Source organism: Pseudoalteromonas sp. DY56-GL22, from assembly GCF_041414715.1.
Lineage (GTDB): Bacteria > Pseudomonadota > Gammaproteobacteria > Enterobacterales > Alteromonadaceae > Pseudoalteromonas > Pseudoalteromonas simplex.
The window spans coordinates 148,543-171,119 of record NZ_JANHZR010000003.1 but is presented as its reverse complement, the minus strand read 5'-3'; the positions used below and the strand labels follow the sequence as shown (position 1 = coordinate 171,119).

The window sequence follows — 22,577 nt, the reverse complement described above, 5'->3', positions numbered from 1 at the left end:
TAAGCGACTTTTATTTCACCTGACCTCTTATAAAAACTCTTCAGGTCGATTACCAAAATTGAGCCATCTAAAACATGCTAAGCAACTTTTATTTCACCTGACCTCTTATAAAAACTCTTCAGGTCGATTACCAAAATTGAGCCATCTAGGGTTGTTAAAGTAGTTTTATTTACCTTGCCCTCTTATAAAAACTTCAAAGGTCGATTACAATACCGCCATCTAAAAGGCAGCTGCCTTTATCTGCAAGCAAATAGAGTGGATTTTCTTCTTCATGGCAATCAAACTTGCAATTAATGGTTTTGGTCGAATTGGGCGCAACATCGTCCGTGCTCTGTATGAATCTGGGCTTGAAGATCAAATCAAAATTGTCGCTATTAACGAATTAGCCGACCCTAAGGGCATTGCCCATCTCCTTAAATACGATACATCTCATGGCCGCTTTTCATTTCCAGTTAATCTTGGCGAAGATACTTTAACGGTTGCTAACGACTCTATAGCCTTATTTGCAGAAGAAAACCCTGCAGAACTGCCATGGCAAACGCTTGATGTTGATGTGGTTCTTGAATGTACTGGGGTGTATCACTCTCGTGAACATGCAGAACTACACTTAGCTGCTGGTGCAAAAAAAGTATTGTTTTCGCAGCCTGCAGATGCTGATGTCGATGCCACAATTGTGTATGGTATTAACGATGATGAGCTAAAAGCTGAACATACGATTGTTTCAAACGGTTCATGTACCACAAACTGTATTGTGCCAGTGATTAAAGTGCTGGATGACGCATTTTCGATTGAATCTGGGGCTATTACAACGATTCATGCCTCGATGCATGATCAGCAAGTGATTGATGCGTATCATCATGATTTACGCCGCACTCGTGCTGCAAGCCAATCTATTATTCCGGTAGATACAAAGCTTGCTCGTGGTATTGAGCGTATATTGCCTAAGTTTCATAGTCGCTTTGAAGCCATTGCTGTTAGGGTACCCACTATCAACGTGACGGCGATGGATTTAAGTGTAACAGTGAATACTGATGTGAATTTAGCGACTGTCAATCAAGCTCTTAAGTTAGCTGCAAAAGACCGCCTTGACGGTATTTTAAGTTACACTGAAGAGCCATTGGTATCGGTAGATTTTAATCATGACCCACATTCTTGTATCATAGATGGCACTCAGACACGTGTTAGTCATAAACGACTGATAAAGTTGTTAGTGTGGTGCGATAATGAGTGGGGCTTTGCGAATCGTATGCTCGACACTGCGCGTGCGATGATGGCTGTAAGCCAATAATTTATAAATATAATATTAGTATCGTTAACTAAGGAGAAGTCCATGTCGGTCATTAAAATGGCAGATTTAGATTTAAACGGCAAACGCGTGTTAATTCGTGAAGATTTAAATGTGCCTGTAAAAGAAGGTAAAGTGACCTCTGATGCGCGTATTCGTGCAGCATTACCAACTATCAAATTAGCGTTAGAAAAAGGCGCTAAAGTAATGGTGATGTCACACCTTGGCCGCCCTACGGAAGGGGAATATGATGAAGCGTTTTCACTTGCCCCTGTGGTTAATTATTTAAATGATGCCCTTGAGCAAACAGTTCGTCTAGAAAAAGACTACCTAGAAGGCGTAGACGTTGCTGATAACGAAGTGGTTGTTTTCGAAAACGTGCGTTTTAACGCTGGCGAAAAGAAAAACGACGAAGCATTGTCTAAAAAACTAGCTGCATTATGTGATGTTTACGTAATGGACGCATTTGGTACGGCTCACCGTGCACAAGCATCGACTCACGGTGTGGGTTTATTTGCTGATGTTGCATGTGCTGGTCCACTACTTGCGGCAGAGTTAGACGCACTAGGTAAAGCGCTTGATAACCCAGCTCGTCCTTTAGTTGCTATTGTTGGTGGCTCTAAAGTATCGACTAAGTTAACTGTACTTGATTCACTTTCTAAAGTGGTTGACCAACTTGTAACAGGTGGTGGTATCGCTAATACCTTCATCGCAGCAGCAGGTCACTCAGTAGGTAAGTCTTTATTTGAAGCTGATTTAATTGATGAAGCAAATAAATTAAGTGCGGCAGCAAAAGCTAATAACGGTGAAATCCCGGTACCAACTGATGTTGTTGTAGGTAATGAGTTCTCAGAATCTGCAGTGGCAACACTAAAAGATGTGAATGAAGTAACAGACGAAGACATGATCTTCGATATTGGTCCTGATACAGCAAACCAATTAGCAAAAATCATTGCTAATGCAGGCACCGTTGTATGGAATGGTCCAGTAGGTGTATTTGAATTTGACCAATTTGGCAACGGCACACGTGCTATTGCTGATGCGATTGCTAACTCAAGTGCATTCTCGATTGCTGGTGGCGGTGATACGCTTGCAGCGATTGATAAATACGGCATTGCCGATAAAGTTTCTTACATTTCAACCGGTGGTGGTGCTTTCCTTGAATTTTTAGAAGGGAAAAAATTACCAGCAGTTGCTATGCTTGAAGAACGTGCTAAGTAATTAGTGCGTATGCCAGCGTAGTTATTAGGTAATTACGCTGGTTTAGCTGTTAATAAAATACCTCTCACCCTCGTTTTATTTACAGCTGTTACGGTAGGCGCGAGCTTTTCGTGATGCAGTGATGCATCAAAAAATAACTTATCCGTTCAAACTAGATAGTAGGAAACTACTGTCGATACAATTTGGAGAATACCAAATGGCTTTAATCAGTATGCGACAACTTCTTGATCATGCAGCTGAAAATGGTTACGGCGTACCTGCTTTTAACGTTAATAACCAAGAGCAAATGCGCGCAATTATGGAAGCGGCTGACAAAACAAACAGCCCGGTAATTGTACAAGGTTCAGCAGGCGCACGTGCCTATGCTGGTGCCCCTTTTATTCGTCATATGATTTTAGCTGCCGTTGAAGAATGGCCACATATTCCAGTCGTAATGCACCAAGACCACGGTACTTCACCAGGTGTATGTCAGCGTTCAATCCAGTTAGGCTTTTCATCAGTTATGATGGATGGCTCATTAATGTCTGATGGTAAAACTCCTTCAAGTTATGAATACAATGTTGATGTTACTCGTCAAACCGTTGAAATGGCACATGCTTGTGGTGTGTCTGTAGAAGGCGAGTTAGGTGTTTTAGGTTCACTTGAAACAGGTGAAGCAGGTGAAGAGGACGGCGTGGGTGCAGAAGGTAAATTATCTACTGATCAAATGCTGACAGATCCTGAAGAAGCCGCTGATTTCGTTCGTAAAACTAAAGTTGATGCACTTGCTATTGCTTGTGGTACATCACATGGTGCGTACAAATTCACGCGTCCACCAACAGACGATATCTTAGCGATTGATCGCATCAAAGAGATCCACGCGCGTATTCCTAACACGCACTTGGTGATGCATGGTTCGTCTTCAGTGCCACAAGAGTGGTTAGAAGTGATCAACCAATACGGTGGTGAAATCCCTGAAACCTATGGTGTGCCAGTAGAGCAAATCATCGAAGGTATTAAATACGGTGTTCGTAAAGTAAATATCGATACCGATCTTCGTTTAGCATCTACAGGTGCAATTCGTCGCCACTTAGCTTTAAACCCAGCTAACTTCGATCCACGTAAATACTTAGCTGAAGCAACGAAAGCAATGACTGAGATCTGTGTTGCTCGCTACGAAGCCTTTGGTACGGCAGGTCAAGCTGGTAAGATCAAGCCTATCTCTTTAGATGATATGCACCTTAAATACTTATCAGGTGAACTTGATCCACAAATCAAGTAATTGATAATAAGTTGAAAAAGCCGGCTTGCATGCCGGTTTTTTATTGCCTTGATCAAGACGGATCAGCGATTTACTTACTCGTGTTTTTCAGGATCAGTGTTTTACTAACCTTCGCTTTCACGGATCATTATTTTACTAGTTGTATACTGATCATATGCTTTTCTTTGCTCAGCTTTTAAACGAAATGCTGAGTGTCTTAACATTAAATCAACAAGTTATCTTACTCTCTAAGTAAAAAACTGATCTGTGGGTGATCAACTTGGTAAAAACCTGATCTTGATCTGATAGAGTTAGTAGATCTGTGATCCGTGATTTTTATGTGAAATATAGTCACCTTACCTTGACCAAAAGCCCTTTATGTTCGATTTTTAAGTTATTGCTTAAATTGAGGATCGCTACCATGAATAAACCTGCCATGATGTTGTCGAGCTTTGCAATGTGCTTTATTTCTTTTCATAGTGCTGCCGAAGCTGTAGATGTGTATGGTCGGGCCCATTTAGGAATTGCTAATAGCGACACTGGCGATGGCAGCGAAACGTCTATTGAGAGCTACAGTTCACGTATGGGTATTAAAGGTAGTGGTGAAATAAGTGATGGATTAAAAGCTGTATATAAGTTTGAATTTGCAGTAAATGCGGCTGATCAAGATAGCGATGGTAAAACAGAAGAGAATATTACCGCTCGTAACCAATATGTTGGTCTTCAAGGCAGTTATGGGCAGGTAGTGCTTGGTCGACATGATACAGCGTTAAAAGTATCGCAGGGTAAAATTGATTTAATGAACGACTTTAATGGTGATGTTAAAGCCTTATTTAATGGCGAAAATCGCCTTGGCGATGTGGTTCATTATAGCTCGCCAATTGTCGGCAATATGCAATTTGTGGTCACCTATATTGCTGAAGATAATTCTAAACAAGACGAAGAAACCGGTATCTCTGCGGCCTTTATGTATGGTGATAGTAAATTTAAAAAAGCGCCTTACTTTGTCAGTGTTGCCCACGACAGTAAAGTAGCCGGTTATGATACAACACGGTTTACGGCGCAAGGTAAATTAGGCGATTTAACCTTAGGTGGTATGTATCAACAAAGCGAAAAAGTAGCTGGTTCTGATAAAGAAGATGGCTTTTTGGTAAGTGCATCCTACAAAATAGATAAATATAAGTTATTGGCGCAATACCAAGATACTGATGGTAACTTCGGTAAGTTAAAAGATTCGGGGAGTGGTACCTCTGTTGGCGTTGAACGAAGCCTGTCAAAACAAGCACGTATGTACATGTGGTATACGCAGTTTTCACTAGATAATAATGCTGATGAAGATCACTTGGCAGTCACTTTAAGGTATGACTTTTAATCCGAAATTTACTATTAAAGCGTAAAAAATGGCTATTTTTGCATTGATTTTTTTGCGCTTTTTGAATTACTCGTTAGACTTTCATAAAAATGTCATACTTAGTCATAATAATGAAACCAGTTCGCTAACGAAAGAGATAAATTGGAATGTCACGTAAAGTACTAGTCGTCGATGACGAAGCGCCTATCAGAGAGATGCTGGTTTTTGTTCTAGAGCAAAATGGTTTTCAAGCAATTGAAGCAGAAGATTATGACTCTGCAATTGAAGCTATGGTAGAACCATACCCAGATATGGTTTTATTAGATTGGATGTTACCAGGTGGTAGCGGTATTCAAATTGCGAAAAAATTTAAGCAAAACGAATACACTCGTCAAATTCCTATCATCATGCTAACAGCTCGCGGTGAAGAAGAAGACAAAGTACGCGGTCTTGAAGTAGGTGCTGATGATTACGTAACAAAACCATTTTCTCCTAAAGAATTAATGGCGCGCATTAAAGCGGTTATTCGCCGTGTTTCACCAACCTCATTAGAAGAAGCCATTGAAGTTCATGGTTTACGCCTTGATCCAATCTCACACCGTGTAACATCAGAAGGGAGTGAATTAGATATGGGTCCTACTGAATTTAGATTACTCCATTTCTTCATGACGCATCCAGAACGTGTTTACAGCCGTGAACAATTACTTGATCATGTATGGGGAACAAATGTATATGTAGAAGACCGTACAGTTGATGTACATATTCGTCGTCTACGTAAAGCGATTGCACCATTAGGGCATGACCGTTTAGTACAAACCGTTCGCGGTGCAGGCTATCGTTTTTCAAGTAAATTATAAGTGTCATAGCAATGACCTTAACAAGCTAATTTACATACTTAAGGTAAAGTGAGTGTATGTATCGAGTAGTGAATAAACAGGCGTTAGCAAAACGCCTGTTTATGTATTTCTTACCCTTGTTATTAGTTGGCGTACTTGTAGGTGCGCCTTTTTTGCTTTTATTTTTAGGCTCTTTTGCACTGCTAATTTGGCATTATCATCAATTATATCGCCTCAGCGATTGGCTTCTTAATCAACGTAGTTTCAACCCACCCGAAGGGGAGGGAGCGTGGGAGCAAGTCTTTGAAGGGATCTATCACTTACAACATCGAAACCGTAAAAAACGTAATGAACTTGCAGACTTAATACGCCGCTTTCGTGATGGCGCCGAGGCTGTGCCTGATGCGGTAGTGGTTTTACAAAAAGATCTCAGCATCATTTGGTGTAACCAATTGGCTCTAAAGGTTTTAGGGTTACAGTGGCCTACCGATCATGGGCAACGCTTAGATAATCTTATTCGCGATCCTAAGTTTGCAAAGTACATGCATAAAGCCTGTTTCGATGAACCGCTCGAGCTTGATGGTGGCCACAGCTACGATCAAACCTTAGAGTTTCGTGTTATGCCCTATGCAAGTTCACAGTTGATGATGGTGGTGCGTGATGTTACTCGCTTAAAGCAACTTGAGCAGATGCGTAAAGATTTTGTGGCCAATGTTTCTCATGAGCTGAGAACACCACTTACAGTGGTAACCGGTTACTTAGAAATGCTTGATTCAGATAGCTTACCACCTCCTGCAATGTGGCAAAAAGCGCAAACTACCATGCTTGAACAATGTAAGCGCATGGACAGTCTGGTTAATCAATTATTGTCGTTGTCGCGTATTGAGGGAGCACGTCGTCAAGATAACGATAAGCCGGTTAATGTGCCGCAGTTACTTACCTATATTCAAACCGAAGCACAGTCATTAAACCAAGACAAAGGCCATGAGCTTATCTTTAATGTTGATGCGAGCTTAGACATTAAAGGGGCCGAAGATGAATTACGAAGTGCCTTTTCTAACCTTGTTTTTAATGCCATTCATTACACCAAGCCCGGTGGCAAGATTGTGGTTGATTGGCAGCTTAAAAATAACCAAGCCGCGTTTAGTGTGACCGATAATGGTGATGGTATTGCTGCTGAACATATTAACCGTTTAACGGAACGCTTTTATCGTGTTGATAAGGCTCGTAGCCGCACTACAGGTGGGTCTGGATTAGGTTTAGCGATTACAAAACATGTACTTACAAGGCATGACAGTCGTTTAGATATCAGCAGTAAATTAGGCCAAGGCTCGACCTTTGCGTTTGCATTTGGTAGCGAAAAAGTCGTGCGTTTAACAGATAATATTAAAAAAACTGCAAAGTCATAAAAATGTCATTTAAGGGTAATCTAACTGTCATCTAGTGTTATTAGAGTAGACCGCAGTTAGGAAATGGGACGAACAAATCGGAGTAACCCCTATGAAATTCAAAAATCTCGTTGCCGCAATGGGTGTGGCTGTAACAACATTTGTATCAGCACAAGCAGCTGCAGTTGATAAAGATATGCCTGAGTACACTAAAGTAAGTGGTATCTCTGGTAACTTCTCATCTGTAGGTTCTGACACGCTTGCAAACATGATGACGTTCTGGGCAGAAGAGTACAAGCGCTTCTATCCAAACGTAAACATTCAAATCCAAGCAGCGGGTTCTTCAACTGCTCCTCCAGCATTAACTGAAGGGACAGCAAACTTCGGCCCAATGAGCCGTCGTATGAAGTCAAAAGAAATTGAAGCATTCGAAAAGCGTTACGGCTACAAGCCAACTGAAGTACGCGTTGCAATCGATGCTCTTGCTGTATTCGTACACAAAGATAACCCAATCAAAGGTTTACGTATTGACCAAGTTGATGCGATTTTCTCTTCAACACGTAAATGTGGTGCTGATGCACAGGTTAATCGTTGGAGCGAAGTAGGTCTTGAGGGCGATTGGGCAGCAAAAGATATCCAGCTTTACGGTCGTAACTCAGTATCGGGTACTTACGGTTACTTCAAGAAGAAAGCACTTTGTAAAGGTGACTTCCGTAACAACGTAAACGAACAACCTGGTTCTGCATCTGTAGTACAGTCAATCTCTTCTTCAGTGAACGCGATTGGTTACTCAGGTATCGGTTATAAAACATCAGGTGTACGTACGGTTCCACTTTCTAAGAAAGGCGACAACTTTGTTGATGCAACATTAGAAAACGTAGCAACAGGTAAATACCCACTATCTCGTTTCTTATACGTTTACGTGAACAAGCACCCTAACAAGCCGCTTTCACCAATCGATGCAGAGTTCTTAAAAATGGTTCTTTCTGTAGACGGTCAAAAAATTGTTGAGAAAGATGGTTATGTGCCACTTTCAGGTAAAATGGCAATGGCTGAACTTAAAAAGCTAGGCCTTCTGTAACAACCATACAGACATAGACGAAAAAACCGCTCAGTGAGCGGTTTTTTTTCGTTTAGCTTTTAGCAAATAATTTTGCCTTAATGCGTTGCTGAGCAAGGCGTACTTGCTTACGCTTTTTACCCGAGGGAGCCTTAAAGCTTTGAATTGGCATTACCGTTGGATATTCATTAGGTAGTGCAGGTACACTAAAGTCAGCGTGCTCATCCTTAGGTAAACCAATTTCTTGTTGATGTACACGAAGTGCCGCTAAGGTATCATCGTTTTCAACTTCACTTGGACATAAGAATAAGCCCATTTTACGCATTTTCACACCTAAGCCGATGCTGCTTGAGTAACGTACAATTGGCGCTGCTAAAATAAGGCCCACTAAAATAGGTGATAACCACCAAAAGAAGGTCGGTGTGTAATAGTAAGCAACCGAGCCCCAAATAATCGCGGTAATAGTCGAAAATAACGTATAACCAATCGCTTCCTTCCACGGTACCATTCTACCTTCACGAGGCTGTGCATCCCAGCTAACTTTTTTGCCTAAAAATACGCACACGACAAAATAGCTATGAAACACCATCATTAGCGGTGCAATCACAATGGCAAAAACCGTTTCGATGAGTGAACCTGCAATTAGCTTCATCGTGCCACCAAAGGCTTTATTACGGTGTACTAAAGTCACAATAATACCCATTAATTTAGGTAGTAACAGTAATACGGCAGTAATGAATAACAACGAATCAATTAGATCCGTTTTGGCAATTTGCCAGGTTGGGAAAAGCTGATAAGCATGGTTAAAGTATACGTCGCTATTAAGAGCACGAGTCACTGCATCTAAGGTACTTAATGCCAGCATAGATAACCAAATTAACGATGAAATATACGCTGTGGCACCAAATAAAAAGTGCATTTTACTCATTAGCTTAAGGCCAGATTTAGGCAATAAACCTAAATGCTGGATATTTCCTTGCACCCATCGTCTATCTCGAATTGCGTAATCGAGAATATTACTTGGCACTTCTTCGTAGCTACCTTCAACATCACTCAGCAGTAACACATCCCAACCACTACGGTGTAGCAGTGAGGCTTCAACAAAGTCATGACTTAAGATTTCACCGCCAAATGGGGCATTGCCTTTTAAAACTGGCAGGCCGCAGCATTTTGTAAATGCTTCAACGCGAATAATTGCATTGTGACCCCAGTAGTTTGCTTGGTTTGTTTGCCAAAAAGCAGAACCAGTTGCCAACATTGGGCTATATAAAATCGATGCAAACTGTAAAAAGCGACCAAAAAACGTGTCTTGGCGAACCGGAATAGGGATCGTCTGGATCAAACCTGATTTTGGATTGCTGATCATGCTAGAAGTCAGTTCAAGCATACATTGACCCGTCATAATGCTATCGGCATCAAGCACAATCATATGATCGTATTGGCTGCCCCAACGTTCACAAAAATCAGTTAAGTTACCTACTTTACGGTGTTTGTTGTCTTCACGGCGACGATAAAAAGTATGCGCAGCTAAATCACCTAAACGCTTAGTGAGAGCATTCCATGCTTTTAGTTCATTACGTGCGATTTCAGGGTCTTGCGTATCACTAAGTAAGTAAAAATCGTAGTGTGGCATTTGTCCTGTTTTGGCCAGCGAGCGAAGACTAACCTCAAAACCGGCAATTACACGCTCTGTATCTTCGTTGTAGATAGGCATAACAATGGCTGTTTTCGTTTGGCTCAAGGCATGCTGATTAATCTCGATTGGCTTTTGACGTTTTAAGGTCAACGGGTCAATACGAAATAATTGCAAGATAAAGCCCATACAGCCACTACAAAAGGCTGTAACAATCCACGCGAAGGTAACTGTAAATAATGCCAGTAAAGCGTACTCAAGCGGTGTCATGCCGTTAGAATTTAAAATATCGAACATGATCCACACGCCATAGGCGGTAATGCTGAGCGCTAGGCTCGAAAAAAGCCAAGCGCGGGTTTTCTTAAATGGCATTGCTGTTGCTTCTAACGCTTTACTATTGGACGTCGTTTGGATACCAGACATAGCTCCATACCTCGCTGATTTCTTTATCACGTAGTTTTAACGATAAGCGCATATCAACTGGCTTATCTCCCTCTGGCGCCACTTTAAAGGCTACGCGCCATCCTTGATTGTTTGGTAACTGCTGTACCGTTTTATCGCTTATTTGCCCAGCAGAGAGTGTAAGATCCGCTTGCATGGCAAAATTAGCAGATAGTTGATTAATGGTTTCGCCACTAAAATCAACGGTAAATTGGCGGTGGCTTTTTGGTGGTGGATTGTCTTCACCAGGTAATGCTGCACTACCAATTCGAGTTCTTAACACACTCGCTTTATCTTGAGTTGCAAGCGTGGCATTGAAAGTCGAAAGCTTGTAACTAAAGCTTAAGCTGTCACCGGCTTTCATTGGCTGCTCTGGCACCCAGTAGCTAACAATATTGTCGTTGGTTTCTGTATCTGTTGGGATCTCTACTAACTCAACGCGCCCTTTACCCCAATTACCTTCTGGCTCAATCCACATACTCGGACGGTTGTGATAATGTGCTTCGGTATCAAGGTAGTTATTAAAGTCACGGTCTCGCTGTGCAAGACCAAAGCCTTTCGGGTTCTCGTAGCTAAACGAAGTGACACTTAGCTTCTTCGGGTTATTGAGTGCGCGCCAAACCCATTGACCTTGTTCTGATTGCATTAGAAGGCCATCAGAGTCATGTACTTCAGGGCGGTAGTCGTCGAAGAACTTTGTACTGTTTTCACCGTGGTAGAACATACTTGTTAGCGGGGCAATACCAAGCTTTTTGATGTCTTTGCGGGCGAAAATTTGCATTTGAGTTTTCACTTCAGTGTTGGTCGAAGGTGTTAATTCAAAACGATAGGCGCCCGACACAGATGGGCTATCTAATAATGCGTAGAGCACGATAGTGGTATCTTCGGGTGCTGGTTTTACTAACCAGAACTCTTTGAATACAGGGAATTCTTCACCTGAACTAAGAGCAGTATCCACCGCAAGCCCTCGAGCTGACAGACCATATACTTGGTGCGGACCAACTAAACGAAAATATGAAGCACCTTGGAACACAGCCACTTCATCTTTGTACTGGTTGTTGTTCAGTGGAAAATGCAAACGAAAACCTGCATGGCCAAGTTGTGTATTGGCAATCGCGGTACTGATCTCTTGCTCTAACGGGGCAGCAGTTGCATCATAACGATAGTAATCTGTTTTAAAAGGTAAACTTTTTACTTCAGCGTTTTGTTCAAGAGTATTAATTGCAACCGGTGAGCGATATAAAAAGCCTGGGTGGAACAACTGCACTTCATAAAGGCTTTGATCTTTCCAAATTGCTTGCTCAGTACGAAAACGGATTGCACGGTAGTCTTGGTAATTGATGCTTGTGAGCGCCTCAAGTTCAAGATCTTTCGGGGCTACATAAGGCTCTGAAGCGAGTTTTTTAGCACGCGCAGTGATAACATCAAATAGCTTTTCTTGGGGAATAGTGATCATCTCAGGCTTAAGCTCAACAGCAGCCTTTTCCTTTGAGGCCAGTTTTTCATTTTCGGCTGCTTGAACTTTAACGGCTGTTTGTTCTGTTTTAGTTACGTTTGATTGATCTTGTTCTTCAATTGCGTATGTATGACCTGCGCTCATGGCTAATAATACGCCCAATAAGGTCTTCTTTTTAGCAGCACTGAAGAGCTTGGTTCGAGTTTCTGGTCTCATTCAATTTTCCTTTAGCCGTAAATCACGTTAATTCATTCATATCCCTTAGCAATTACTGAACCCAAAATAAAAACTAATAATCTCAATGACTTTGAGTTGGTGCAGTTAAATGCGAAGAGTAAAATTTTGAAATTAGTGAGAAACAATTACATGGTTGCAGTTGTTTATTCGTCACCAATATAGAGAAGTTTAATGAACGAAAGCTTGCCCTAATATGAATAGATTAAAGGGTAAACAAAAATATGAACAAAATTACCAGAGGCTTAATTATGGAAATGAAATTGTAATCGAGAAGAGAAGTGCAGGCACCGAACAGGTTTCAGTGCCCTAATAAGCGAGCTAAAAGTAAGTATTATTTAACTTCACCTAATTTTTCGGCATTAGCTTTACATTGATTATAAGCTTCAATGCACTTGTTACTACACACCTTATGAACTAAGCCATCAGCAGTGCTTTGTTGTTCACAGCTTGCCTCGCATTGGTAGTTTTGTTGAGCGCATTGTTGCATTTCTGGGTTTTCAATTTTATTTGAGCAAGCAGACAGTAATGTCATAGCAAATAATGTTGCTGCAATTGCAGGTAGTTTTTTCATGCTTATCCCTAGTTTATGTCTTTTCTTTGCAATCCATCTTACCCAGATTATTGCTATTTAATCCAGCTCAACTTGTAAATTGTCAATTAAACGTACTGAGCCCAAATAAGCAGCAGCTAAAATAACAAGTTGTTTATCAGCCGTTGTTGCAGGCTTTAATGTTGAGCGCTCTGCTACCGCATAATAGTCAGGTTTAAGGCCTGCACTTTCAAGCTGTGCTTTTGCATCAGCCTCAAGTGTAGCAATGTCTGCATTGCCTTGCTTCAGTGCTGTTGCTGTATTATTTAACGTGGCAAACAGTACTTTTGCAGTGTCTTTTTGCTCATCAGATAAATAGCCATTACGAGAGCTCATTGCTAACCCAGAGATTTCACGGCAAGTAGGTACGCCAATTATCTCTATAGGGATAGATAAATCGCGTGTCATGGTTTTAATCACTTGCAGCTGCTGAAAGTCTTTTTCGCCAAAACAGGCAAAATCAGGCTGTACTAAATTAAATAACTTAGTGACAACGGTTGCGACGCCTTTGAAGTGACCAGGGCGCGAGCCGCCACAGTAACCCATAGAAACACCCGGCACATCGACAAAGCTTTGCTCGCCTAAACCATTTGGGTAAATCGTTTCAACGGAGGGTGTAAACACGATATCAGTACCGAGTTCAGCTAAACCTTGTTTATCTTCGTTAAGTGTACGTGGGTAGCTATCAAGATCTTCGTTAGCCCCAAACTGCATTGGGTTCACAAAGATACTCACAACCACTTTATCAGCCAAGGTTTTGGCTTTTTCAACCAGTGAAAAGTGACCTTGGTGTAAATTGCCCATAGTAGGCACTAGTGCAATGCTCAGGCCTGCTTGACGCCAAGCTTTGATTTGGCTGCGTAACGATTTGATTTCAGTGATTGATTGCATTTATTTAAACTCGTGTTCGGTACTTGGGAAAGCACCACTTTTTACATCTTCACAATACTTTTGCACTGCTGCTGGCATATTGCCGGTTTCTAATAAAAAATTCTTTGAAAACTTAGGAATATAGCCTGCTGAAATACCAACTAAGTCGTGCATAACTAAGATTTGCCCATCAGTTTGATTACCTGCACCAATACCAATGGTAGGAATGTTCAGCTCATCAGTAATACGTTTAGCAAGCTCACTTGGAATACATTCTAAAACAAGTAACTGCGCACCTGCCGCCTCAAGTGCTTTCGCATCGCTAACCATTTTATCGGCTTGAGATTGCTCACGACCTTGAATTTTAAAGCCACCAAATACATGCACTGACTGAGGTGTTAAGCCTAGGTGGCCACATACTGGAATACCTTGTTGAGTCATCGCACGAATGCTGTCGTGCAGCCATTCGCCACCTTCAAGCTTGATCATGTTTGCCCCAGCACGCATCAGCTCTGCAGCATTTTTACAGGCATCAGTTGGGTTGGCATAGGTCATAAAGGGTAAGTCAGCAATTACAAATAATTCGCGGCTACCAGCACGTACGCAGCGTGTATGATAAGCAATCTCTGTGTTGGTTACTGCTAATGTGTCATCAGCACCTTGCAATACCATACCTAAAGAGTCACCAACTAAAATCACCTCGACGCCATTATCATGAAACAATTTAGCAAAACTGGCATCGTAAGCTGTTAATGCGGTGATTTTTTGTTGTTCTTGTTTCATTTTATTCAAGGTTGAAACGGTGATTTTAGACATAATTTCCTCTAAGGCTTAGCCTTGGTTGATTACTGCTGAGGGAGTTGTTGTAAATCGTTTAAAGGCAACGTTTTTGTTATATCAGCAAGTGATTGATTATTCGGTAGTACAAGTGTTGGTGCAATTTCCAACAAGGGGTAAACAACAAACTCTCGCTCTGTTAGGCCATAATGAGGCACGGTTAAGCGAGGGGTGTCTATTACGTCATTACCGAACAATAAAATATCTATATCAAGGGTACGCGGACCCCAGCGCTGTTCTTTTCTAACACGGCCATGCTCAAGCTCAATGGCTTGCGTTAAATCAAGCAACTGCTCTGGCATAAGTGCAGTTTTAACACATGCGACCGCATTTACATAATCGGGTTGATCTTGTGGCCCCATGGGTTTGCTTGCGTAATCATGGGATACACAAACAAACTCAACATCTTCTAATGCTTTTAGGGCAGCGACAGCAGCATGAATTTGTTTACGTGGCGCGTTTAAATTGGCACCTAAACCTAAATAAACGGTATGCATACTTAGTCTACTTTTTTCTTGCGTGGGCGACGACGGCGCTTAGGGCCACCTTGGTGTCCTAAATTTTTAACCATCTCTTTTTGGCCGTTGATGTCTTGGCTTAGGTAGGTTGTCCACCAATCAGCAAGCTCTTTTTGCTGCTCTTCGCCAGCTTGCACACGCAAAAGTAAGAAATCATAGGCTGCCTTGAAGCGAGGCTGTTGAGTCAGCCTATAAGCACGTTGACCACCTCGTTTATCAAGACGTTGCTGAATATGCCAAATATCGCGTGCACCCAGTGTGAAGCGTTTTGGTACTGCTACATGTTGTGCGTTTTCACTCAGTACTTTGTTCATCGCTTGTGCAAATGCATCGTACTCTGAAAGTTGATCGCGTTGTTGTAGCTTCTTAGCAATACTGAGTAATGGGAACCACAATAAGGCTGCAAAAATAAAGGCCGGCGTGACTTTTTTATCTGCATTGATACGCTTATCGGTGTTTTTAAACATTTGCAGAATAAACGCATGCTCAAGGCCATCAGGATTGGCATCTAAGATTTTATCAAGTGCAGGGAATAATGCTTTGAATAAGCCATATTGGCGTAGCATTAGGTAGTTTTCTTCAGCTTTACCGTTTAAGAACAATTTAAGTGATTCTTCAAATAAACGAGCAGGCGGAATATGGTCAAGTAAATTAGCAAGGCCTTTAATTGGTTTTTCGGTGCCAGACGCAATGCTCATTCCCAGTTTGGTAGCAAAACGCACTGCACGTAACATACGCACAGGGTCTTCACGGTAACGTGTTTCTGGGTCGCCAATCAATTCAATTTGTTTTGCTTTTATTGCGCTAATGCCATTGGCATAGTCATAAATACAAAAGTCGTTAATTGAGTAGTAAAGTGCATTAATCGAAAAGTCACGGCGCTCGGCATCTTCTTCGATGCTGCCATAGACATTGTCGCGCAGGAGTTGGCCGTGCTCGCTTGATTGGCTAATTTGATTTTTGCTTTCTTCGGCTTCGTGATGGCCGCGCATGGTCGCCACTTCAATAATTTCTCGACCAAACACGATATGGGCTAAACGAAAACGACGACCAATTAGACGACAGTTACGAAATAGCTTTTTGATTTGCTCAGGGGTTGCGTTTGTTACAACGTCGAAGTCTTTTGGTTGTTGGCCTAACAATATATCTCGAATACAACCACCTACAAGGTAGGCATCAAAACCACCTTCTTTAAGGCGGTACAATACTTTGATTGCATTTGGGCTAAATTGTTTGCGCGAAATACCATGTTCACTGCGCTCGATCACCAAAGGTAACTCGCTCGTTGGCAAAGCATCACTTGATGTCGTGGCATTTGGGCCAATAATCTGCCGACAAAATTGAAAAAGCTTAGAAATAATAATCTGTCTCCTACGACGCGGACTTTGCGACTCATCAAGTATAGCGTTTGTTTGATACTTCGCCGATGTGAGATTGACGTGTAATCAGTGTGTTTTAAATGGCGCTAAATTAAGGTGTTGATGATTCGCACACTTTGGGTCGCTATCATATACCAGCAGGGCTGAAAAATTAAGTTACTCGGCCTTTAAAATTGGCAATTTATTTTTCAATAGTAACAAAGTTACAAAAAGGAGAGTTAGGATCCTCGCTAACTTGTATTTCTTGCACCTTTGGTATGTGTTCAAGGCGGTAAGTTTCAACAGCCCAAGCTAACATCTGTTCGGTACTTAACGATAATAGTGAACTTTCTGGCTTTAAACCTAAAAAGCGCAAGGCATCGAACAACGCGGGCTTTGGATTTGATTTTGCTATTGCGGGGGCGTAATTTTGCTTTGATAACTTAAAACCAGGTTTAGCTACCGCTAAAGGAAGGTGGGCGTATTCTGGGGCCGGTTTACTTAGTTGCTTAAACAAACTGAGTTGTCGTGCAGTTGGCTCGAGTAAATCAGCGCCGCGAACGACTCTTGTAATACCTTGTGCGATATCATCGGCGACTACGACCAGTTGGTAAGCAAATAAACCATCGCTGCGCTTTATTAAGTAATCTTCTTTGGCAAGTTGGCTATCAACATACACTTCACCTTGAATTAAATCATGGTAGTGACTGGTTGCAAATTGCTGGGTTAAACGTAGCGCTGAATCAGTTAAAGCGTGGTTTTTATACCGGCAGTGGCCTTGGTATATTCCACCGATTGCTTTAATTTCTTTGCGCGTGCAATGACATGCATAAACAAGGTTTTGCGAAATTAACTCGTCAACAATGGCTTGGTATTGCTCATGACGCTGGGTTTGGTATATGACAGGCTCGTCCCAGTGCAAGCCGTAAGCCTCTAAGGTATGTAATATATCGTCGCTAGCACCGCTTACAACACGCGTTGTGTCGATATCTTCAATGCGTACTAACCATTTTCCTTGATTTGCTTTTGCATCAAGGAAGCTACCCACAGCCGCTATAAGTGAGCCAAAATGTAATGGCCCTGAAGGGGATGGCGCAAAGCGGCCACGATATTCACGCATTGGCGTGTTAACGGCTGTGGTAGACATGGGCTAATTAAAGGATGTAATTAACCGCGTCCAGATTGCTTTTCTTTAATTTCCGCAAGCGTTTTACAGTCTACACATAAATCAGCTGTAGGACGCGCTTCTAGGCGGCGGATACCAATTTCGATACCACATGATTCACAGAAACCAAAGTCATCTTCTTTGATTAATTGAATCGTTTTTTCAATTTTCTTGATCAGTTTACGCTCACGGTCACGAGTACGAAGTTCTAATGAGAATTCTTCTTCTTGTGCTGCACGGTCTACTGGATCCGGAAAGTTAGCTGCTTCGTCTTGCATATGCGATTTAGTACGGTCTACTTCGTTACGTAAATCGTTACGCCAAGCTTCTAAAATTGTTTTGAAATGAGCACGTTGTGCTTCATTCATGTACTCTTCACCTGGCTGTTCTTGGTATGGTTCCAACCCGGCCTGAGCCAATAACCCTAGTCTTTTTTGGTCTGGCATAACTTTCTCCTAAATCCTTAATATTTTGCCCAGCGTTAGCCGGCGGCTATAAATAGCAGAATCATTAGACTGAGGCAAATTTATTTTTAATTAATCCTCTTGACCTTGTGCTAATGATTGCTCAAATAATTATGGGCGGTTTGGTAAGCCCTTAACTACTCGTCATTTTTTTAAATTTGCTAAGTTATATGGGCAAAAAAAAATAATACAACTTAAATAGTATATAAAGCTAAAAACTTTTTTGGCGTGGTTTTGTACCAACGCTTAAAGGCGCGTTGTAGAGCGCTTTGTTCAGAAAAGCCTAACTTGTTGCTAATTTCCAGTGCAGATAGGCCTTTTAGAAGCATCTCTTTTGCAAGTAGTTTTCGTTGCTGATCAATGAGTTTAGAAAAACTAAGTTGCTGATTTGAAAGGTGACGTTGTAAAGTGCGTTTTTTAATATTGAGTTGAATTGATGCTTGCTCAAGGGTCGGTATGTGAGGCAATTGGGTATTAATGAAAGTAACTAACTGCGAGGCATAATCATGCTGTGATACAGCTGTATCGACTTGAGATAATAAAATGTTTTCAAGCTCGGGGTTAGGAGATTGCAATCGACATTTAAGAATCGATTTACTAAAAATAAGAGAGTTTGAGTTAGCTGAAAACTCAATAGGGCAATTAAAAACCTGTTTATAAACAGTTAAACTTTCTGGGTTAGGGGTCGGCCTAGTCAACTGTACTTTTTCAAGGCTAACATCGGCATGATTGTGACAACAGTGCTTAGCAAATGAAAGCCAACTGCTAAATAATTCATCTACCATGTAATGCTGTATGTTACTTTGAGCATGCCAGCTTAGACGACAAAACTCGTCTTCAGAAACGAGTTCAATGTGACCAATATTTCGTATTGTTTTGCTTAATCTCTGTGCATGATCCAGTGCTTTTTCTAAGTTTTTGCTCACTAATGCAACATGACCTAATAGCCCCCAATTTTGTGCTTTTAAAGAGTTGCCAAACTCCAGCCCAATATGCTCTTGTTGTAATATTTTATCGCCATAGTGCATGAGTGACTCATAGTCAGCAATAGGAAAGCGGGCGCTTACATCGTCCAAATCTTTCAGTCGTTCACCGAGCAAAGCTTCAATCTGTTTGCTACACATGCCTTGGCGTTCTAAAAAAAATACAAGTGAGCGAATTATCTGGCAACTGATATAAAACATAGGTCATTCATAGTTATTATTATTTTAATAGAAGTAACGCTGCATTAGTTGGCGCGCAAAGTCAATTTTTTGCGTGAAAGGTCAAGATTTAGCCTACTATTTAAGGCAAGCTGGGGGGTGGACATACAATCATAATAAGGATCCACAATGAAACTCAATCCCCTGCTAATCGGTATTGCTGCGGCTTTGCTCGTCGGCTGTAATTCAGATAAAGATAACAATGACACCACAGCTCCCGTTGTTACCCCTTACCCAGATCCAGTTGTAAAAGTAGATATTCCTGCATTTTCCGAAGGCAATACGTTACAAGCGAATGTGCGATGGACAACCTATGGTGTACCCCATATCACAGCAGCAAATTTAGAGAGTTTGGCGTTTGGAGCAGGGTTTGCATATGCAAAAGATCATGCTTGCTTATTAATGGACCAAATTATTAAAGTGCGAGGCGAACGCTCAAAATACTATGGCCCAGATAAGGTTGCTGGAAGTGGAGATTCACAGCACTTAATATCAGACTTTGGTTATAAAGCATTAGGAGTGAATGAGTACGCACTGCAACATTATGATGAACTCAATGAAGACAGTCGCGCCCACTACGAGGGGTTTGTACAGGGGTTTAATAAATACGTAACAGACACCGGTGTTGAAAACCTTGCTCCAGAGTGTGCATCGCAACCTTGGGTTACCCAACTAACAGCACAAGATATGCTTGCCTATTCAATGGCTACCGTGCAGTTAGCCAGCTCAGCTAATTTTTTAGAGTTAGCTTTTTTTGCCAACCCTGGGGATAGCAATGAATATTTACCTGTACCAATGAGCGGTGCTCCTTCAGCTGTTTCTAGTATCACTAACAACATTGCTCAGCAAGCTGCGCAATTTAAACTTGAAAAAAAATATAAACATTTGGGTTCAAACGGTTGGGGCCTAGGTAAAGACATGATGGCCAATGGCAAAGGAGGATTACTCGCTAATCCACACTTTCCTTATGAGGGAAATTTGCGGTTTTGGCAGTCTCATTTGACCATACCTGGTGCTATGGATGTAATGGGGGGGAGTCTTCAGGGAATGCCGGGCGTTATTAATATTGGCTTTAACGAGCATGTAGCTTGGACGCATACTTTTTCGACTGCGCGTCACTTTTTAATTTATCAATTGGCTTTAAATGAAAATGATAGAATGAGTTATAGTGTTGAAGATGAGCAGTACTCAATTACTGAAAAAGTCGTTACTGTTGAAGTGGCTACAGGTGCTGGCAGCACAATTGAGTTGAGCAAGCCCTTTTATTATAGCCATCATGGATTAATGCTCGAAACACCTGTAGAAAATGGCTTAGGTTGGAGTGATACTCAAGCATTTACGATAAAAGATGCTAACGAATTTAATATGGATGTCGTTGCTCAGTGGTCGGCTTTAAACCAAGCTGTAAGCCTTGAAGATATGAAAGCAGCCTTTGCTGAGTTTGATGGTGTGTCTTTCAATAACACCATGGCAGCAGACAAAGAAGGTAATGTCTTTTATGTTGACGATAGCACGGTTTTAAAGCTTGACGATCAAGCGAACTTAGCCATTCGATTACAACCAGAGCTTGTTGCTTTGAGAGAGTCCGTCGGCTTTGACATTGTTCCTGGCAATATGAAGCTATTTGAAAGCCAAGGCAAAGTACCATTTAACGAAGCGCCGCAATTAACACGCACAGATTATGTACAAAATTCTAATGACAGCTATTGGGTTACTAATCTTAACGAGCCACTCATCGGCTTTGCGGCTCAATATGGTGATGTGCATAAACCCCTATCACTAAGAACAAGAATGGGATTGAAGCTTCTTCAGCAAGGAGGAGGCGAAGATGCTAAATTTACCTTGGATGAGTTAGAGCAGGCATTAGTTGGTAATCACTTTTACCTTGAGAGTTTAGTGTTTGAAGAGCTGGCATTACAATGTTTTACACAAGGGGACTTACCAATTGAATTAAGTAACGGTACGCAAGTTTATATCAGCCAAGCATGTGATTTATTAGCTAATGCCGATGGTAAAATGAACTTAGATACGCAAGGTGCTGCTTTATTTCGCGAGTTTGCGCACTTATTTAACGCAAAAGAGCATCTTTATGACAATTTTGATGTGACTAACCCTGCTAATACGCCAAATACATTACGCAAAGATAAAGTTGCTTTAACTGCATTGGCACATGCTGTTTATAATTTACAAGCAAATAATGTTGCACTGGATAGTCGCTTAGATGAATTACAGTTTGTCGAAAAATCACTTGCCGGTGGCAGTGGCTCAGGTGAAAAGCTACCTTGGGCTGGTCCTATGCATGTGGAAGGTGGGTTTAACGTGTTCAGATATGATCGCAGTAACTTAACGCGTTCAACACTAATCCCTTACACGGATTATGCTGTTCTAAATGATGCTGTGACGGGTAAACCTCTTACATCAAACTTAACGCCGCAGGGATACCCTGTTAACTATGGCTCTAGTTGGATGTTTGTAATGAACTTTACAGAAAATGGCCCTGAGGCAAAAGGTTTGTTAACCATGTCACAAAGTTCAGACTCACATTCAGAACATTTTGATGATCAAAGTCGCTATTATTCTCAGTCGGCTAAGCTTAGACCTTTACTTTTTAAAGATGAAGATATTGAGCTTAACCTGATTGATGAAGTCGACCTGTCAATGACTAAGCAATAAAAGGTACTTTTTCAGCCAGTCTGATCTGGCTGGCTGAAATTTCTGCTTTATAAGCAATCACTTCAACCCCTTTTTTTATAGCTTCAGTCAAAAGCTGGGCATATTTCGGATCGATATGTTCTGCTGCACTTACTTGATTGATACCGTCGTGTAAAACTGCAAAAAGCAGAACGGCACGATGCCCTTGCTGTACCATTTCTACTAATTCCCTGACATGTTTTTGGCCACGTTCAGTTTTTGCATCCGGAAAATACCCTTGTCCGGAGTGTGGTTCTGTTTGTGAAAGTAATGTCACAGATTTTACTTCTACATAGCAATGGGGTTTATGTTCATCTGTTAATAAAAAGTCGATACGGCTATTTTCTTGGCCGTATTTTACTTCTGCAGCAATGGTTTGATAGCCAACAAGTTCAGCAATCGCGCCTGTATTTAAAGCTTCTAGCACAACCTGGTTTGCAATAGCGGTATTAACACAAATTAAGTGGTCGAATTGGTTCTGAGTTAATTGCAAGGATTGAGGGTACTTACGTTTAGCATTATCACTGGTTGAATAAAAAGCCTTAAACCCAGGCTCTGCACAGCCCGTCATTTTGCCTGTATTAGCACAGTGAGCTGTAAACTCTGCGCCATCGGCAGTTTTTAAGTCGGCTAAAAAGCGCTTGTAGCGCTTAATTAAGGTGGCTGATTGTAATGCAGGAGTAAACTTCATGACTCTACCTGATTAGTTTTTATTTATTGTAAGTGATTCATTAC

At 41.4% G+C, this 22,577-nt stretch carries 19 protein-coding genes; 8 read left to right on the top strand and 11 right to left on the bottom strand.

The annotated features are described in order from the left end of the window. Positions 1-271: 271 nt before the first annotated feature. The 7 genes from epd (at position 272) to NO991_RS08670 (ending at position 8,402) form a co-directional block, all read left to right on the top strand. Positions 272-1,288, top strand: coding sequence for an erythrose-4-phosphate dehydrogenase (gene epd, locus NO991_RS08700; RefSeq protein WP_054551164.1), 1,017 nt, complete (start codon positions 272-274; stop codon positions 1,286-1,288). 42 nt (positions 1,289-1,330) lie between these two features. Then, positions 1,331-2,506 carry a phosphoglycerate kinase gene (locus NO991_RS08695; RefSeq protein WP_138599591.1) on the top strand — a complete coding sequence of 392 codons (1,176 nt, stop codon included), beginning with the start codon at positions 1,331-1,333 and terminating at the stop codon, positions 2,504-2,506. 196 nt (positions 2,507-2,702) lie between these two features. After that, a complete protein-coding gene (fba, locus tag NO991_RS08690) occupies positions 2,703-3,767 on the top strand; it encodes a class II fructose-bisphosphate aldolase (RefSeq protein WP_187490641.1) in 1,065 nt (354 codons plus the stop codon). 400 nt (positions 3,768-4,167) lie between these two features. Continuing rightward, positions 4,168-5,118, top strand: coding sequence for a porin (locus NO991_RS08685; protein ID WP_300359380.1), 951 nt, complete (start codon positions 4,168-4,170; stop codon positions 5,116-5,118). A 146-nt stretch (positions 5,119-5,264) separates the two neighbouring features. Beyond that, complete coding sequence (gene phoB / locus NO991_RS08680; RefSeq protein ID WP_054551169.1) at positions 5,265-5,954, top strand: phosphate regulon transcriptional regulator PhoB; 690 nt, start codon at positions 5,265-5,267, stop codon at positions 5,952-5,954. 56 nt (positions 5,955-6,010) lie between these two features. Continuing rightward, positions 6,011-7,342, top strand: a complete 1,332-nt coding sequence (gene phoR / locus NO991_RS08675; protein WP_138616392.1) for a phosphate regulon sensor histidine kinase PhoR — start codon at positions 6,011-6,013, stop codon at positions 7,340-7,342. 91 nt (positions 7,343-7,433) lie between these two features. Continuing rightward, positions 7,434-8,402 (top strand): PstS family phosphate ABC transporter substrate-binding protein, encoded by a 969-nt coding sequence (locus tag NO991_RS08670; protein WP_054551171.1) that lies wholly within the window; start codon positions 7,434-7,436, stop codon positions 8,400-8,402. Positions 8,403-8,454: 52 nt separating this feature from the next. On the opposite strand, the gene mdoH is transcribed toward NO991_RS08670, so the two are convergent. The 10 genes from mdoH to NO991_RS08620 form a co-directional block, all read right to left on the bottom strand. Continuing rightward, positions 8,455-10,437 carry a glucans biosynthesis glucosyltransferase MdoH gene (gene mdoH, locus NO991_RS08665; RefSeq protein ID WP_138599593.1) on the bottom strand — a complete coding sequence of 661 codons (1,983 nt, stop codon included), beginning with the start codon at positions 10,435-10,437 and terminating at the stop codon, positions 8,455-8,457. Continuing rightward, positions 10,409-12,127 (bottom strand): glucan biosynthesis protein, encoded by a 1,719-nt coding sequence (locus NO991_RS08660; protein ID WP_187490639.1) that lies wholly within the window; start codon positions 12,125-12,127, stop codon positions 10,409-10,411. The genes mdoH and NO991_RS08660 overlap by 29 nt, the downstream gene beginning before the upstream one ends. 352 nt (positions 12,128-12,479) lie before the next feature. Next, positions 12,480-12,680 carry a hypothetical protein gene (locus NO991_RS08655; protein ID WP_370625252.1) on the bottom strand — a complete coding sequence of 67 codons (201 nt, stop codon included), beginning with the start codon at positions 12,678-12,680 and terminating at the stop codon, positions 12,480-12,482. Positions 12,681-12,776: 96 nt separating this feature from the next. Continuing rightward, positions 12,777-13,628, bottom strand: coding sequence for a pantoate--beta-alanine ligase (gene panC / locus NO991_RS08650; protein WP_300359389.1), 852 nt, complete (start codon positions 13,626-13,628; stop codon positions 12,777-12,779). Then, positions 13,629-14,423 (bottom strand): 3-methyl-2-oxobutanoate hydroxymethyltransferase, encoded by a 795-nt coding sequence (panB, locus tag NO991_RS08645; protein ID WP_054551176.1) that lies wholly within the window; start codon positions 14,421-14,423, stop codon positions 13,629-13,631. A 29-nt stretch (positions 14,424-14,452) separates the two neighbouring features. After that, entirely contained in the window at positions 14,453-14,941 is a 489-nt protein-coding gene (folK, locus tag NO991_RS08640; RefSeq protein ID WP_054551177.1) for a 2-amino-4-hydroxy-6-hydroxymethyldihydropteridine diphosphokinase, read from the bottom strand. Positions 14,942-14,943: 2 nt separating this feature from the next. Then, positions 14,944-16,230 (bottom strand): polynucleotide adenylyltransferase PcnB, encoded by a 1,287-nt coding sequence (pcnB, locus tag NO991_RS08635; protein ID WP_300543626.1) that lies wholly within the window; start codon positions 16,228-16,230, stop codon positions 14,944-14,946. 292 nt (positions 16,231-16,522) lie between these two features. Continuing rightward, entirely contained in the window at positions 16,523-17,467 is a 945-nt protein-coding gene (gene gluQRS, locus NO991_RS08630; RefSeq protein WP_300359394.1) for a tRNA glutamyl-Q(34) synthetase GluQRS, read from the bottom strand. 20 nt (positions 17,468-17,487) lie between these two features. Beyond that, positions 17,488-17,931, bottom strand: a complete 444-nt coding sequence (gene dksA, locus NO991_RS08625; RefSeq protein WP_054551179.1) for an RNA polymerase-binding protein DksA — start codon at positions 17,929-17,931, stop codon at positions 17,488-17,490. Positions 17,932-18,143: 212 nt separating this feature from the next. Beyond that, positions 18,144-19,133, bottom strand: a complete 990-nt coding sequence (locus NO991_RS08620) for an AraC family transcriptional regulator ligand-binding domain-containing protein (protein ID WP_371351940.1) — start codon at positions 19,131-19,133, stop codon at positions 18,144-18,146. Between the two features lie 147 nt (positions 19,134-19,280). Between NO991_RS08620 and NO991_RS08615 the strand changes: the two genes are divergently transcribed. After that, positions 19,281-21,824, top strand: a complete 2,544-nt coding sequence (locus NO991_RS08615) for a penicillin acylase family protein (protein WP_371351939.1) — start codon at positions 19,281-19,283, stop codon at positions 21,822-21,824. Here NO991_RS08615 and sfsA read toward each other — a convergent pair. After that, positions 21,814-22,533, bottom strand: a complete 720-nt coding sequence (sfsA, locus tag NO991_RS08610) for a DNA/RNA nuclease SfsA (RefSeq protein ID WP_054551181.1) — start codon at positions 22,531-22,533, stop codon at positions 21,814-21,816. The two genes, NO991_RS08615 and sfsA, sit on opposite strands and share 11 nt — an antisense overlap. Between the last annotated feature and the right edge of the window lie 44 nt (positions 22,534-22,577).